This window comes from Caulobacter sp. DWR2-3-1b2 (genome assembly GCF_049896345.1).
Lineage (GTDB): Bacteria > Pseudomonadota > Alphaproteobacteria > Caulobacterales > Caulobacteraceae > Caulobacter.
The window spans coordinates 243,000-256,705 of sequence record NZ_JAFCUC010000001.1 but is presented as its reverse complement, the minus strand read 5'-3'; the positions used below and the strand labels follow the sequence as shown (position 1 = coordinate 256,705).

General features: G+C 66.8%; 15 protein-coding genes. 3 read left to right on the top strand and 12 right to left on the bottom strand.

Annotation, left to right across the window (positions count from 1 at the left end; translation table 11 throughout):
* Positions 1-13: 13 nt before the first annotated feature.
* The 6 genes from ACP694_RS01275 to ACP694_RS01250 all read right to left on the bottom strand — a co-directional run bounded on the left by ACP694_RS01275 (position 14) and on the right by ACP694_RS01250 (position 5,737).
* The gene (locus ACP694_RS01275) at positions 14-775 is read right to left on the bottom strand and encodes an ABC transporter permease (RefSeq protein ID WP_426009814.1); all 762 of its coding nucleotides are present in this window, start codon (positions 773-775) and stop codon (positions 14-16) included.
* The gene (locus ACP694_RS01270) at positions 772-1,695 is read right to left on the bottom strand and encodes an ABC transporter ATP-binding protein (protein ID WP_426009813.1); all 924 of its coding nucleotides are present in this window, start codon (positions 1,693-1,695) and stop codon (positions 772-774) included. The genes ACP694_RS01275 and ACP694_RS01270 overlap by 4 nt, the downstream gene beginning before the upstream one ends.
* 137 nt (positions 1,696-1,832) lie before the next feature.
* A complete protein-coding gene (locus ACP694_RS01265) occupies positions 1,833-2,264 on the bottom strand; it encodes a hypothetical protein (RefSeq protein ID WP_426009812.1) in 432 nt (143 codons plus the stop codon).
* The gene (locus tag ACP694_RS01260) at positions 2,264-3,283 is read right to left on the bottom strand and encodes a phosphotransferase family protein (protein WP_426009811.1); all 1,020 of its coding nucleotides are present in this window, start codon (positions 3,281-3,283) and stop codon (positions 2,264-2,266) included. Before ACP694_RS01260 ends, ACP694_RS01265 begins: the two co-directional genes overlap by 1 nt.
* Positions 3,280-4,395 (bottom strand): hypothetical protein, encoded by a 1,116-nt coding sequence (locus tag ACP694_RS01255; protein ID WP_426009809.1) that lies wholly within the window; start codon positions 4,393-4,395, stop codon positions 3,280-3,282. The genes ACP694_RS01260 and ACP694_RS01255 overlap by 4 nt, the downstream gene beginning before the upstream one ends.
* A 4-nt stretch (positions 4,396-4,399) precedes the next feature.
* Positions 4,400-5,737: a cytochrome P450 gene (locus tag ACP694_RS01250; protein WP_426009808.1), complete on the bottom strand. Its 1,338-nt coding sequence runs from the start codon at positions 5,735-5,737 to the stop codon at positions 4,400-4,402.
* Between the two features lie 145 nt (positions 5,738-5,882).
* Between ACP694_RS01250 and ACP694_RS01245 the strand changes: the two genes are divergently transcribed.
* The gene (locus ACP694_RS01245) at positions 5,883-6,500 is read left to right on the top strand and encodes a TetR/AcrR family transcriptional regulator (protein WP_426009806.1); all 618 of its coding nucleotides are present in this window, start codon (positions 5,883-5,885) and stop codon (positions 6,498-6,500) included.
* Here the strand turns inward: ACP694_RS01245 and ACP694_RS01240 are convergent.
* The 3 genes from ACP694_RS01240 to ftrA form a co-directional block, all read right to left on the bottom strand.
* Positions 6,497-7,675, bottom strand: coding sequence for a Gfo/Idh/MocA family protein (locus tag ACP694_RS01240; RefSeq protein ID WP_426009804.1), 1,179 nt, complete (start codon positions 7,673-7,675; stop codon positions 6,497-6,499). The two genes, ACP694_RS01245 and ACP694_RS01240, sit on opposite strands and share 4 nt — an antisense overlap.
* A gap of 32 nt (positions 7,676-7,707) precedes the next feature.
* Entirely contained in the window at positions 7,708-8,622 is a 915-nt protein-coding gene (locus tag ACP694_RS01235; protein WP_426009802.1) for a VOC family protein, read from the bottom strand.
* Positions 8,623-8,935: 313 nt separating this feature from the next.
* A complete protein-coding gene (gene ftrA, locus ACP694_RS01230; protein ID WP_426009801.1) occupies positions 8,936-9,913 on the bottom strand; it encodes a transcriptional regulator FtrA in 978 nt (325 codons plus the stop codon).
* Positions 9,914-9,999: 86 nt separating this feature from the next.
* Between ftrA and ACP694_RS01225 the strand changes: the two genes are divergently transcribed.
* On the top strand, positions 10,000-10,422 hold the full coding sequence (locus ACP694_RS01225) for a rhodanese-like domain-containing protein (protein WP_426009799.1): 423 nt from the start codon (positions 10,000-10,002) through the stop codon (positions 10,420-10,422).
* A gap of 128 nt (positions 10,423-10,550) precedes the next feature.
* Here ACP694_RS01225 and rnhA read toward each other — a convergent pair whose 3' ends face one another.
* Together rnhA and thrB are read right to left on the bottom strand one after the other, a co-directional pair.
* Complete coding sequence (rnhA, locus tag ACP694_RS01220) at positions 10,551-11,006, bottom strand: ribonuclease HI (protein ID WP_426009797.1); 456 nt, start codon at positions 11,004-11,006, stop codon at positions 10,551-10,553.
* Positions 11,003-11,965: a homoserine kinase gene (thrB, locus tag ACP694_RS01215; protein ID WP_426009796.1), complete on the bottom strand. Its 963-nt coding sequence runs from the start codon at positions 11,963-11,965 to the stop codon at positions 11,003-11,005. The genes rnhA and thrB overlap by 4 nt, the downstream gene beginning before the upstream one ends.
* 82 nt (positions 11,966-12,047) lie before the next feature.
* Here thrB and ACP694_RS01210 point away from each other — a divergent pair, with 82 nt between their 5' ends.
* Positions 12,048-12,311: a hypothetical protein gene (locus ACP694_RS01210; RefSeq protein ID WP_426009795.1), complete on the top strand. Its 264-nt coding sequence runs from the start codon at positions 12,048-12,050 to the stop codon at positions 12,309-12,311.
* A gap of 392 nt (positions 12,312-12,703) precedes the next feature.
* Here the strand turns inward: ACP694_RS01210 and ispH are convergent, their stop codons facing one another.
* Positions 12,704-13,675, bottom strand: a complete 972-nt coding sequence (gene ispH, locus ACP694_RS01205) for a 4-hydroxy-3-methylbut-2-enyl diphosphate reductase (RefSeq protein WP_426009793.1) — start codon at positions 13,673-13,675, stop codon at positions 12,704-12,706.
* Positions 13,676-13,706 lie beyond the last annotated feature (31 nt).

Genomic DNA, 13,706 nt, shown 5'->3' with positions numbered 1-13,706 from the left:
GGTTTCCGGCCCCTTACGTCTTCAGCCGGTACCCCGTCTTGAACACCCACCACACCGCCGCCAGGCAGACGCCCATGAAGCACAGGGTCGCGCCGAAGCTGACGCCCACGCCGATGTCCGACACGCCGTAGAAGCTCCAGCGGAAGCCGCTGACCAGATAGACCACCGGGTTGAACAGGGTGATCTTCTGCCAGATCGGGGGCAGCATGCTGATCGAATAGAAGCTGCCGCCCAGGAAGGTCAGGGGGGTGACGACCAGGGCCGGAACGATCTGCAGCTTCTGGAAGTCGTCGGCCCAGACCCCGATCACAAAGCCGAACAGGCTGAAGGTGATGGCGGTCAGGATCAGGAATCCCAGCATCCAGAACGGGTGAAGGATCTCGTAGGGCACGAAGATCCGCGCCGTGGCCAGGATCAGCAAACCGAGGCACACCGACTTGGTCGCCGCCGCCCCGACATAGCCGGTGACGGTCTCGATCCACGACACCGGGGCCGACAGCAGCTCATAGATCGTGCCCGCCCATTTTGGCATGTAGATGCCGAACGAGGCGTTGGAGATGCTTTCGCCCAGCAGCGACAGCATGATCAGGCCGGGCACGATGAAGGCCGCGTAGCTGACCCCGTCGATGGCCTGCATCCGCGAGCCGATCGCCGAGCCGAACACCACGAAATACAGCGAGGTCGAAAGCACCGGCGAGATCACGCTCTGGGCCAGGGTGCGGAACCAGCGGGCCATCTCGAAGCGGTAGATGGACTTGACGGCGTGAATGTTCATTGGCCGTCCCTCACCAGGCTGACGAAGATGTCTTCCAGCGAGCTCTGGCTGGTGTGCAGGTCCTTGAAGTCGACGCCCTCCTCGGAGAGGCGGCGCAGCAGGCCGGCGATGCCGGTCTCCTCGGCCTGGGCGTCGAAGGTGTAGATCAGCTCGTGGCCGTCGGCCGCCAGCTCCAGGGCGTAGTCCGACAGCTTGGCGGGGAGGGCCTCCAGCGGGCTTTGCAACTGAAGCGTCAGCTGCTTCTTGCCCAGCTTGCGCATCAGCACATTCTTGTCCTCGACCAGGATGATCTCGCCCTTGCTGATCACCCCGATCCGGTCGGCCATCTCCTCGGCCTCCTCGATATAATGAGTGGTCAGGATGATGGTGACGCCGCTCTCGCGCAGCTTTCTCACCATCACCCACATGTCGCGCCGCAGTTCGACGTCGACCCCGGCGGTGGGCTCGTCGAGGAACAGGATGGTCGGCTCGTGGCTCAGGGCTTTGGCGATCATCACCCGCCGCTTCATGCCGCCCGACAGCGTCATGATCTTGGCGTCCTTCTTGTCCCACAGAGACAGGTCGCGCAGCACCTTCTCGATATGGGCGTCGTTGGGCGCCTTGCCGAACAGGCCCCGGCTGAACCGGGTGGTGGCCCAGACGGTCTCGAAGGCGTCGGTGTTCAACTCCTGCGGCACCAGGCCGATCTTGGCGCGGGCCGCGCGATAGTCCTTCACCACGTCGTGGCCGTCGGCCAGCACCGTGCCGGTGCTGGGATTGACGATGCCGCAGATGATGCTGATCAGTGTGGTCTTGCCGGCCCCGTTGGGTCCGAGCAGGGCGAAGATCTCGCCCTGGCGAATCTCGAGATCGATGGTCTTCAGGGCCTGATGCCCCGACTTGTAGGTCTTGGTCAGACCGGAAACGGATATGATTGGCATGAGGCCCCTGGGCTGCGGCCGTCCCGCCCTGGAACCTGGACCGCCCGAGCCAGATGGGGCAGGGCGGGCAGCTTGGCTAGAGCTCATGGGGGATATGAGCGGAAGTTTCTTCTCCCCCGCATGGCAAGGCGGTGGCTCTATCGGGCCGGCAAGGGCGGCAGGTCCAGCCTCCGGCGCTCGGCCATCTCGCCGTACAGCGCCACGATCGTCCGATGCCGCGCCAGGTCGCCGGCGTTCTCCACCGCCTCGTGCAGGGCGATCAGGCCCCGGCGCAGCGCGGCGTTGGCGCGGTCGAGGGCTTCCAACGAAGGGTCGACGGGGCCGATCGCCGCGACTTCGGCATATTGGACGCCATAGACCTCACCGGCCTCGGCCAGCACCGCCGCGATGGCGTTATTTTCCCAGACCCTGGCCTGGGTTCCCCGCTCGACCTCCTGGGCGGCCAGCAGCGACAGCAAGGCGATCACCCCGACCCGGCCGGTCATGAACTCGCCCTGGGACTCGGGCGGGGCGGGGATCGCCAGGCACATGAAATTGCCGCGCAGGATGTCGGGCAGGGCGGGGGTCATCAGAAGCCCTCCAATGCGGCCAGCCGCTCGGCCAGGATCAGGTCATGGCGCCGGGCGGTGTACCAGCCGGAAATGGCCAGGATCGGATCGACGAAGCCGCCGTCGCTATACTCCTTGGCCGCCGAGGTCCAGATCGCCTGGCCCTTGACGGCGTTGAACAACGACCACCAGGCCAGGGCGGCGGGATCGACCGTCAGCCCGCTTGCCGCTTCCCACAGGGCGATCGCCTCGGCCTGCGAGATCAGCCCGCTGACCCGCGTCTCGTCGAAGTGGTTCCAAAGCGGGTCGAAGGCCCAGCCCAGATCCTCGATCGGGTCGCCTAGATGGGCCATCTCCCAGTCGAGGATCGCCAGGATCTGACCCGCCCCGTCGTGCATGAAGTTGCCGGTCCGGTAATCGCCATGGACGATGGTGATCCGCTGGGCCGGTGGCGGCGGATTGCGGCGCAGGTGGCGGATTGCGGCGCGGACGATTGGCTGCGGATGCTGCTCGTCGGCCTCGATGACGGTGGACCACTGGTCGAGCGCGATGCGCCAACAATCCTCGGACGCCGGCAGTTCGGCCGCCTCGCGGATCGGCGCGTTTTCGTGATCCAGCGCGGCCAGTTTGCCCAGGGTGGTGAAGAACTGCTCGCCCAGCCCCTTGGCGTGAGCGCCATAGGGATCTCCGGCGAAGGGCGAGGCGACGATGCCCCCGTCGATCCGCTCCATCAGGAAGAACGGCCGCTCCAACACGCCGCCATCCTCTTCCAGGACGATCGCCTCGGGAACGGGCACATGGCCGTGGACGGTGCGGTAGGCCAGGAACTCCAGCCGCCGGTCGGTGTCGATCAGGCTGCCGGTCGGATCGCGGCGCAGGATCAGGCCGCGCGTGGCGCCGCCCGTCTCCCCAGCAATTTGGGCGTCCAGCCGGTAGGTCTCGCGGCTGGCCCCGCCGGGGATGCGCGACAGGTTCGTCACCGTGGTCGGGGCGCCCCACAGGTCGGTGAGGTAGGTTTCCAACTGGTCAGCCAGGCTCATGGAGCCATGTCCAGGATGCTCTTGAACCCCGATGGCGCGTGCGGTCCCAGCGCCAACTGTTCGAACACGCCGCGCCCGACCCGGGTGGCGCCATCGGCGCTGGTGTAGGTCACTTTCGAAAGGGCCTGGACGTGCAGGTGATAGGGCAGGGCGCGGTCCAGATCGGCCAGCACGAAGTCCTCGCGCTCGATCTTCAGCTTGCCGTGGTTCAGGCCGTGGCCCCAGACGGGATGGCCATAGCCCAGGCCCAGCATGAAGAACTCGGCCAGCGGCTCGATCGTGACTTCGCCGCCGCCCTCGAGTTTCAGCGTGCCACGCGCTGCATGTCGCGAGCCGGATCGCCAGTCGACATCGTAACCCACCGCGTGGAAGTCGAGCGCCTCGCCGCGTCCCGACCTCAGGGGCGCCCAGACCGCCCGGCGGTTCCAGGGGCGGCCGAGCTCGTCGTCATTGGTGTGGAAGAACAGGTCGCCGTCGGGAAAGACGCATGGCGTCCACAGCCAGAAGAACTGCGGTGGGACGGCCGGGGCCAGCTCCTGCGGATCGCGGGCGCCGATCGGCCGCACGCCCCACGAGCGATCGCGAGTACCGACGAAGCCGTCCAGGTCATGCCGCTGGCCATCCACCTCGATCCAGCCGCTATAGCGGCCGTTCTGGGTCAGGCGGGTATAGTCCAGCAGGGTGCGCGGCCCGATCCGGCGCGTGAAGCGCGGTTCCTCGATCGGGAACGAGCGACCCTCGAAGGTGAGCTCGGCCCGCACGCCCTGGTCCGGCGCCTCGACGCTGATCCGCAGGCGGCGCAGCGGCTCCAGCACCTGGATGGTGATCGGACCGACGTTGAGGTCCATCCGCTCCATCTCCAGCCAGCGGCTGGCGTGCAGGTTCACCTGCCGGCCGTCCTTCATCCAGCAGAAGGCGGCGTCGGCGATGTTGAGGTGCGGATAGACCCCGAAGGCGGCGGCGAAGAAGCTGTCGCCGTCGCCCCCCTCCCCACTATTGGCCGCCTCATAGCCGTTGAAGAAATACCGGTCGTAGAAATTGCGGTCCGTCCCCGCAAAGGCCACCGGCTCGGCCGTCTGGTGGATCGGGTAGTCGTCGCCCCGGGTCAGCATGACCCTAGGCCCGCCCGCCCGGCGTGAAGGCGACCTCCAGCTTGCTGATGGCGTGGACGAAGTTGTTGGGGGCGATGGTCATCTCGCCGGTGGCGTGGATGTCGGGGAAGCGGGCCAGGATCTGGCGGTAGGCCTCTTCCAGCTGGATCTGCGCCACCCGCTTGCCGATGCAGGTGTGGGGGCCGTAGCCGAAGGCGATGTGCTTGTCGGCGTTGGGCCGGGTGATGTCGAGCCGGTCAGGATCGGGGAACACCGTCTCGTCGCGGTTGGCCGCGCCGTAGTACATCACCACCTTCTCGCCCTCGCGGATGGTTTGGCCGGCGATCTCGGCGTCCCGCGTCGCCGTGCGGCGCATGTAGATCACCGGGCTGACCATGCGGATAAATTCATTCACCGCCCCACCCATCAGCGACGGGTCGGCGATTAGCCGGGCCTTCTGATCCGGAAACTCGGTCAGCAGCTTCATCGCCCCCGACAGGGTGTTGCGGGTGGTGTCGTTGCCGGCGAAGACGATCAGCAGCCACGAGCCGTCCAGATACTCATCGCTCAGCAACTGGCCATCGACCTGAGCGCGGGCGATGGCGCTCATCAGGTCCTGCTGCGGATCCAGCCGGCGCTTGTGAAGCATGGTGCGGCCGTAGTCGAACATCTCCTCGACATTGATGTTGAAGTCCTGGACGAACTGCATCAGCTCCAAGGTCGGGGTGATCGGGGCGGTGGCCTGTTTCAGCGCCAGGTCTTGGGCCATCTCCAGATAGTGCATCCACTTGAGGAACTTGCCGCGGTCCTCAGCCGGCACACCGAGGATCTCGCACAGGGTGAACAGCGGCAGGTGCGACGAGAAGTTTTCAACCAGGTCGCAGCGACCCAAGGGCGCCATCTTGTCCAGCAGCCGGCCGACCTCGGCCCGCACCGCCTCGGTGACGCCTCGCAGATAGGAGGGGGTGAAATAGGGCATGTGCTCGCGGCGCAGCTGCAGGTGCTCTGGCGCGTCGAGATTGATCATGGTGTCCATCGAGGCGCGATAGAGCAGGGCGTGGCGCTTCTGCGGGTCGCCGTGCGCCATCAGTATGCCGCCCTTGCGCGACGAGAAGGTGGTCGGGTCGCCGTTGACCGCCATGACGTCGGCATGGCGGGTGATCGCCCAGAAACCGGGGCCGCCATAGGGCTCGGCGTGCCACATCACCGGGGCCTGGGCCCGCATCCGGGCGTAGTCGCCGTAAGGCTGGCCCTGGGTGAACTGGGCGATGTCCGACAGATCGACGCCGTCCAGAATGGGGAAGATCGTGGGCGCGCCGGGTCCGGCTATGCCGTCGGTCGCGGTCTCGCTGACAAGCTGCATGGCCTGCGTTCCTTCCCATCTGGACCCGCGAACTGCGCCGCGTGGCTAAGCGCGAAGTAGTTCAGACGACAGGTGTCGTGTCAATCGACTGGCGTTGTGAAGGAGGGCGTGGCACATCTGTTGGAGCAAACAGCGGAGAACCGATTTGGCGCGAACGGCGACGGAGCGGATGGGCGGCGGTCTGCGCGAAGCCCAACGCCTGCTGACTCGCGAGCGGCTAGTCGACGCCGCCGTCGCCCTGTTCGGGCAGCGTGGCTTCCGAGCCGTGACCATTGAGCAGATCGCCGTGGCGGCCGGCGCCAATCGCGCCACCTTCTATCTGCATTTCCGCAGCAAGGAGGACGTCGCCAACGCCATCGGCGAGCGTCTGGCGCCCAACATCCAGGTCACCTTCGCGGCCCTCGACGCCCTGGTCGATCCCAGTGTCTCGCAGGTCCGCGCTTGGCTGGCGGCCGGCATGACCGATCAGACCGAGGAGCGCCGCAACCTGCTGGCCGTCGCCACTGAGGCCAATGTCGCCGATCCCGACCTGGCCGATGACTATCTGCGTTTCATCAACCTGTTCATCGACAGCATGCCGAATTATCTGGCGCGGTTCTCCGACCTCGAACGCCCGGCGGCGCGGATGCGACTGCTGATGCAGATGGTCCAGCTGGAACGGTTGTCCTACGTGATGGTCGTGCAGCGCGCCTCGGCCCCGCTCGACCCGCTGCTCGACGTCATGGCCGAGAGCTGGTGGCGGTTGCTGCGCGGCATTTTTTAGGCGCTTCGCGGCAAGTCGACCACCACCGCCGGGTCATAGGCGCGCCGGTAGCCCCAGTCCGTCGCGATCGTCGCCCCGTCCCGGGCGACGGAGTCCAGGATCGCCTTCATCAGCTTCATGTCCTGCAGCCCTTCCTCGCCCGGCGAGACCATGGGCGCCTTGCCGCGCACGACATCGGCCATCCAGTCCATCTCGCGCGCGAACTGGTCGTTCGGCGGCAGGCTCAGCGGCGGCTGGGCCTGGCCGCCCTGGACGACGGTCAGGCGATTGCCGCCGTAGAAGGCGGCCGGATCGGCTACCAGGCGACCGCGTTCGCAGATCACTTCATAGCCCATGGTCGGGGCGTAGTTGAACGAGGTCGAGCCGTTGGCGATCACCCCTGAAGGGAAGCGGAACTGCCAGTCGATCAGGTCCTCGGTCGTCTTGAAGCGCGGATCGGTCCTGTCGGTCTGGGCCCAGGCGCGGACCGACACCGGCTCTTCGTTCAGTAGATAGCGCGCGGCGTTGACGCCATAGATCCCCATGTCGGCCAAGGCCCCGCCGCCGGACATCAGCCCGTCCAGCCGCCACGCGTCGGACGGCTCGGCCAGGTCGGCCTGCCGGCCCATGGTGGTGTTCACCAGCCGGGTCTTGCCCAGCGACCGGTCGCGCAGGCGGCGCATGATGTCCAGGTTCAGCGGCTCATAGTGGCATCGATAGGCGATCATCAGCTGGCGCTTGGCGGCCTTGGCGGCGGCGATCATCGCCTCGGCGTCGGCGACGCTGGTGGCCATCGGCTTTTCGCAGAGCACGTGCTTGCCGGCCTTGAAGGCGCGGATCGTGTGGTCGGCGTGCAGGGCATTGGGCAGAACGATGTAGACGACCTGGATGCGCGGATCCTTGGCCATGCGGTCGTAGTCGTCATAGCCATAGACGGCGTCGGCCGGCAGGCCGTTCTCGGCGGCGACGCGCCGGGCCTTGTCGGGATGACCGCTGACCACGGCCGCGAGCTTGGCGCCCTTCGCGACCTTGAGGCCCGGAATGATCTGGCCCAGGGACAGCTTGCCCAGGCCGACAACGGCGAAGCCGACCTTATCGGCGTCAGGCGTCGCGATCGCGGGGGCTTTCGCGGCCGCCAGCGCCGTCGAGGCGCCGACCACGCCGATCAGGCCGCGCCTGGAAATACGGTTCGACATCGGGGTCTCCTCGGGCTTCAAAACGGGGTCGGCTAATATTGCGGATCGGTCGCCGTGAACGGCGAGCAGCAAGGCTTGCCCACAGCGTGGAATTCCATCAACTCGGCGCGCGTGCCGTCCGGGTCGAGCAGGTTCAGCTGCCACTTGGCGTCGCGGCCAATCTTGGGCAGACCGTCCTGGCCCGCCAGCCGATCGCCGTTCCACAACAGGGTGTAGGCCAGGCGCGTGTCCTCCACGCCCAACGAGAAGTGGTCGAGCACGCCCTGGGTGGCCTGGCTCATGCCGGGCGGAGCGCCCCGGCCCTCGGGCGGGCTGACGATCATGTATTCCAGCCAGTCCGTACCATCCGGGACCTGCAGCGAGACCCAGCTCTGCGCATCGTCCGTCATACCGCCGAACCAGTAGGGCCGGAATCCCATGATCTGGCGGTAGAAGGCGTCCTGGCGCGCGCGGTCGTGGATGATGAAGCCCACATGGATGATCCGGCTGGACAGCGGATTGACCGGTATGGCGGGCGGCGTAGCCGGAGGCTGGGTGAACTGAAGCTTCACGCCTTCGGGGTCGACGATGTCGAACCACCGACCGCCGTCATTGCCTGTTTCGACGCGCGCGGGAACGGCCACGCCGCGTGACGCCAGATAGGTTCGCAAGGCCTCGGCGTCGGGCGTGTTGAAGGCGGCGTGGTCCAACCGGTTGGTCGAGGGCGCGCCCGGTGGCAGGGGCAGCACCTCGATGAATTGCATCGGGCTGAAATAGTAGCGCGCGCCGTTCGGGTTCTCCGGGTTGGGCCCTTTCACGCCGCCAAGGTCGTGGACGTAGAACGCCTCGCTCTTGGCCGGGTCGGCCGCGTAGACCGCCAGGTGCGACACCGAGACGATCGGCGGGCGCGCGGGGGCCGCGGCGTGGGCGTGGCCGCAGCCGGCCAGCATCATCAAGGCGAAAGCCATTGCCCGTTTCATCGCGTCGCTCCCCACTCCGCTCTCGATCGGCGAGTTGTCGGGTCGCAGGATAGCGAGGACTGTTAGCGTTACCAGAACAATGTTCGTCGCGCGGGCAGAGTCCCGGAACGCGAACAGCGTCCGCGCCTGGGGGAGAGGCGCGGACGCTGCTTTACTGGACGCTGGGGCCGGCGGGGGGGGCCGGGTTGTCCGCGTCGGAATATAAATTGGGGGGCGAACGGGGCTTTGCAACGGCGTGACCAAGGTCATTTCGCGGCAAGATCGTTACAGGCGTGCGACCGTGTTTCCCGCGACGGTGGTGTTATCCGGCGAACCGCGCACGATAGGCCTGGGGCGTGGTCGCCAAGGACTTGCGAAAGTGGTGGCGCAAGGCCGCCGCGCCGAAGCCCACGGACTGGGCGATCTGTTCGACGCCTGCCGGGCTGGTCTTAAGCAGGTCGCGGGCCCGAGCCAGGCGCTCGGCCAGCAACCAGCGGGCTGGGGTCGTGCCGGTGGCGGCCTCGAAGCGACGCAGAAAGGTGCGAGGGCTCATGCCGGCCGCGTCGGCCAGGGCCTTGACCGTGTGCTCGCCAGCCAGGTCGGCGCGCATCCGCTCCAGGGCGGGACCCAGGCGCGCGCCCTCGTGGACGATCGGCACCGGTCGCTGGATGAACTGTGCCTGGCCGCCATCACGGTGGGGCGGCACGACCAGCCGCCGCGCCACGGTGTTGGCCGCCTCGGGACCATGGTCTCGGCGGATCAGGTGCAGGCCGAGATCCAGGCCGGCGGCGCTGCCGGCTGAGGTCAACACGTCGCCAGCGTCGACATAGAGCACGTCGGGCTGCACATCGATGTCGGGATAGAGGGTCCGCAGCCGATCCACATAGCGCCAGTGGGTAGTGGCCCGCTTCCCGGCCAGCAATCCCGCCGCCGCCAGCACGAAGACACCCGAGCAGATCGACATCACCCGCGCGCCTCGCCGATGGGCGACCTGCAGCGCATCGATAAGATCCTGAGGGACCGGTGCGTCAGCCCCGCGCCAGCCAGGGGCGATGATCGTACCGGCCTGCTCGACCAACTCCAGTCCGCCATCGGCGACCACCTGCACCCCACCCAGACCTCGCAGGGGACCGCCCTCGATGGCGGCGGTCGCGAACTGGTACCAGTCCGGCCCCATCTCCGGCCGGGGCAGGCCAAACAGCTCGACCGTCACCCCGAACTCGAAGGTGCACAGACCGTCATAGGCCAAGGCGACGACCCGACGATTGGCGGGTCCGAGTCTCTGCAACGATTTTGGCATGATTTTTACGGACTATGGCAATCATGACATCTAACGCCCCGCGCCCTGAAGAGGCAAGTCTGCTGTCGCCAACAGAGGAGGCCGCCATGAGCTTTGTGTCCGACATCCCCGCCGCGCCGTCGCAAGAGGCCGTGACCCACTTTGCCCGCCGCCTAGCCCTGGAAACCGACTGCGCCGATGTCGACGCTTCGATGAAGGCTAGAGAGGTGGACTTCGTCCTGCTGCACGTGGTCGGAACGCCGCAGGCCTATGCCCTTCGTCATGTGCCCGGCGCCCTGCATCTGCGCCACGGCGAGATCAGCGCCGAGCGAATTGCGGCCTGGCCAGCCGACACCCTGTTCGTGGTCTATTGCGCCGGCCCCCATTGCAACGGCGCTGACCGCGCGGCGCTGAAGCTGGCCGCCCTGGGCCGTCCGGTGAAGCTGATGATCGGCGGGGTGGCCGGTTGGGAGGATGAAGGCTTGCCTTTCGCGACAGGCCCTGAGCCGGGCGCGTTCGTCCCGGCCTGATGGCTTTGGGCCGTCCGGTCAGGCGCCGGTCTGGGAGTCGGGAGGCTGGTCAGCGCCACGGCGACCATCAAGGTCGGCTGGGCCAGCAGCTTAGCGATGATGGAAGTTGGGTCGTGAAGCGTTATGGCCTAACGGACGCTTTGCTCGCCCAGGGTCTTCAGCATTCCGAGACGCGCCAGCACGTCAGCGCGCTCGTTGTGGACGTGGCCGGCATGGCCCTTGACCCAACGCCAGTCAACGTCGTGGCGGGCCCGGGCGGCGTCGAGGCGTTGCCACAGATCGACGTTCTTGACCGGGCTCTTGTCGGCGGTCTTCCAGCCCTTGGCCTTCCAGCCGTGGATCCACTGGGTGACGCCCTTCATCACATACTGGCTATCAGTATGCAGCTCGGCCTTGGTGGGCTTGTTGAGCGCCTCCAGGGCCTGGATCGCGCCCATCAGCTCCATGCGGTTGTTGGTGGTCGCCAGGTCGCCGCCGCACAGCTCCTTTTTCTTGTCGCCGTACATGAGCAAGGCGCCCCAGCCGCCCGGGCCGGGATTCCCGCGACAGGCGCCGTCGGTATAGATGATCAGCTTGGGCGTCATGCGCCGGCTCCGAACAGGCTGAGTCCCTCGCGGTGAACCGCCAGCTTGCGCTCGTATTCCAGCGGGTCCTTCGGCTTGACCAGCGCCCCGGCCGGGGTCGCGCCCCAGTCGGCCAGGCGGGTCAGGAAGAAACGCATGGCCGCGCCGCGCGCCAGGATCGGGATCGCCTCGCGCTCGGCCGGGCTCAGCGGACGCCGGCGCTCATAGCCGGCGATCAGGGCGCGGGCGGCGGTGATGTTGAAGCTGCCGTCGGCCTCGAAACACCAGGCGTTGAGCGTCACCGCCACGTCATAGGCGAAAGCGTCGTCGCAGGCGAAATAGAAGTCGATGGCGGCGGCGAACTTGCCGTCGGGTTTGAAGAACACGTTGTCGGGGAAATAGTCGGCATGGATCACCCCTGACGGCAGGCCGCGAGGCCAGGCCAAGGCCAGCTGCGCCAAATCCTGGTCGATGGTCTTGGCCAGGCCCGGCTTCAGGCCCTCGGCGTCCTGGCGGTGTTTGGCGAACAATGGCCCCCAGTGGGGCTGGCCCAGGTCATTGGCGCGGCGGGCTGGATAGCCCTCGCCGGCCAGATGCAGCCAGGCCAGGCCCTCGCCGGCCTCGCGGCAGTGGGCGATGGTCGGGCGGCGGGCCGACAGGCCCGGCAGGAACTCGACCAGGGCGGCGGGCTTGCCGCGGATGGCCTTCAGGGTCGCGCCCGCGCGGTCGGCGATCGGCTTGGCGCTGGGATAGCCATGCTCGGCCAGCCAGGTCAGCAGGTCGAGGAAGTAGGGCAGGTCCTCAGGCTTGGCCCGCCGCTCATAGACCGTGAGAATGAACCGGCCGGTCGTGGTCTCAAGCAGGAAGTTGGAATTTTCCACCCCCTCGGCGATGCCCTTGAACGCCACGGCCTGCCCCAGGTCGTAGTCGCCCAGGAAGACGGCGAGTTCGTCGTCGGTAATGTCGGTGTAGACGGCCATGGCGCGGGGATGGGGGAGCGGGCGCTGGCGGTCAAGAGGGGCATGGGAATTGTGCTAGGATGGCGGTGGAAGGAGACGATCGATGACTGGTGAACCAGACGGCGATGAGCCGGTGGTCTCGAAGGATCAAGATCAGTTCGGGCGGACGCCCGGGGCGCTTGCCGATGAACGGTTCGCGCGCGGAGAAGCCTCTATAAGCCGCTACCAGACGACTTTCGAAGCGCCTGCGAAGCAGGACGGCGCAGCCGATTTGGAAATCACCCGCCAGATCGAGTTGGGCGGCGAGATCATGGATGAGTACGATGAAACGTTCAGCGCTCTGGCTAAGCCATCTTGGCCAGCCTGATGTTGGGCGGCTAACCATGGAACACGTGGATCAGGCCTTAGCTTTACCAGTCCCAGGGTCCTCCTGCGGGCGATGGCGGCCAGAAGATGTTGATCACTACCCAACCCGCTGCAAACAGCCCGGAGGTCATAGCCAATAGATAGAGCTTTCTAGAACCCCGACGTAAAGCCAGCAGGGCAAGAAGCCAGACTGGGAATGAAATAGTCGCCACCCACATAGCGATGGCAAAGGGTCGCTCGGCCCGAAACAGGAGCGAGGCGAACGTCAGGCCTCCTACCACCCGCCACAGGCGATCAAAACCGCTGGCGCCAACAAGACCATCAGGGATTTGCGAGTGAGGGACTCATGGTTCATGGGTCATTCTTTCGCGCAGATCGAACGTCGCCAGCGGCCTAGCTCGTCAGCAGCCTCGGCAGCTTGAAGATCACCGTCTCGCGGGCCTCGATCAGTTCCTCGATCGTCACGTCATAGCGCGTGGCGATGGCGTCGAGAACGCCTTGCACCAGGTCTTCCGGAGCCGAGGCGCCAGCGGTGACGCCGACCCGCTCCACGCCCTCGAACCAGCTCCAGTCGATGCCGCGCGCGTCATCGAGCAGCCGGGCGTCGCGGGCGCCGGCCCGCTTGCCGACCTCCATCAGCCGCACCGAGTTGGAAGAGTTCTTTGAGCCGACGACCAGGATCAGCTCGGAGACCTCGGCCAGCATCTTCACCGCCTCCTGGCGGTTGGTGGTGGCGTAGCAGATGTCTTCCTTGTGCGGCGCGGCGATGCCGGGGAAGCGTTCTTTCAGCAGATTGACCATCTCGGCGGTGTCATCGACCGACAGGGTGGTCTGGGTCAGGAAGGCCACGTTGCCGGCGTTCTTTGGGATCCAACTGCGGGCGCCGTCGATATCCTCGATCAGGGTGACCGTACCCTCCGGAAGTTGGCCCATGGTGCCAACGACCTCGGGGTGACCTGCGTGGCCAATCAGCACGATCTCGCGCCCAGCGTCGAAATGCTTCTGGGCCTCGACATGGACCTTGGAGACCAGCGGGCAGGTGGCGTCCAGATAGACCATCTCGCGCGCCTTGGCCGCGGCCGGCACGGTCTTGGGCACGCCGTGGGCCGAGAACACTACCGGGCGGTCCTCGGGAACCTCGTCCAGCTCCTCGACGAACACCGCGCCCAGGGCTTTCAGCCGGTCGACGACGTGACGGTTGTGGACGATCTCGTGGCGCACATAGACCGGCGCGCCGAACTTCTCGATCGTCCGCTCGACGATCTGGATCGCCCGATCAACCCCCGCGCAGAAGCCGCGCGGACTGGCCAGAACAACGCTGAGCGAGCGGCGGCCGAGGGGCGGAATGGGCGAATGGGCGTTCATGGCCGCGAACCTAAGGGTTCCACGTCGCGCG

Excerpts from the sequence above, each read along its gene's own strand:
- ACP694_RS01240 (WP_426009804.1), bottom strand. The coding sequence starts at position 7,675 with ATGTCGAACCGTATTTCCAGGCGCGGCCTGATCGGCGTGGTCGGCGCC.
- ACP694_RS01270 (WP_426009813.1), bottom strand. The coding sequence starts at position 1,695 with ATGCCAATCATATCCGTTTCCGGTCTGACCAAGACCTACAAGTCGGGG.
- ACP694_RS01260 (WP_426009811.1), bottom strand. The coding sequence starts at position 3,283 with ATGAGCCTGGCTGACCAGTTGGAAACCTACCTCACCGACCTGTGGGGC.
- ACP694_RS01235 (WP_426009802.1), bottom strand. The coding sequence starts at position 8,622 with ATGGCTTTCGCCTTGATGATGCTGGCCGGCTGCGGCCACGCCCACGCC.
- ispH (WP_426009793.1), bottom strand. The coding sequence starts at position 13,675 with ATGAACGCCCATTCGCCCATTCCGCCCCTCGGCCGCCGCTCGCTCAGC.
- ACP694_RS01250 (WP_426009808.1), bottom strand. The coding sequence starts at position 5,737 with ATGCAGCTTGTCAGCGAGACCGCGACCGACGGCATAGCCGGACCCGGC.
- thrB (WP_426009796.1), bottom strand. The coding sequence starts at position 11,965 with ATGGCCGTCTACACCGACATTACCGACGACGAACTCGCCGTCTTCCTG.
- ACP694_RS01225 (WP_426009799.1), top strand. The coding sequence starts at position 10,000 with ATGAGCTTTGTGTCCGACATCCCCGCCGCGCCGTCGCAAGAGGCCGTG.
- ACP694_RS01255 (WP_426009809.1), bottom strand. The coding sequence starts at position 4,395 with ATGCTGACCCGGGGCGACGACTACCCGATCCACCAGACGGCCGAGCCG.
- ACP694_RS01275 (WP_426009814.1), bottom strand. The coding sequence starts at position 775 with ATGAACATTCACGCCGTCAAGTCCATCTACCGCTTCGAGATGGCCCGC.
- ACP694_RS01210 (WP_426009795.1), top strand. The coding sequence starts at position 12,048 with ATGACTGGTGAACCAGACGGCGATGAGCCGGTGGTCTCGAAGGATCAA.
- rnhA (WP_426009797.1), bottom strand. The coding sequence starts at position 11,006 with ATGACGCCCAAGCTGATCATCTATACCGACGGCGCCTGTCGCGGGAAT.
- ftrA (WP_426009801.1), bottom strand. The coding sequence starts at position 9,913 with ATGCCAAAATCGTTGCAGAGACTCGGACCCGCCAATCGTCGGGTCGTC.
- ACP694_RS01265 (WP_426009812.1), bottom strand. The coding sequence starts at position 2,264 with ATGACCCCCGCCCTGCCCGACATCCTGCGCGGCAATTTCATGTGCCTG.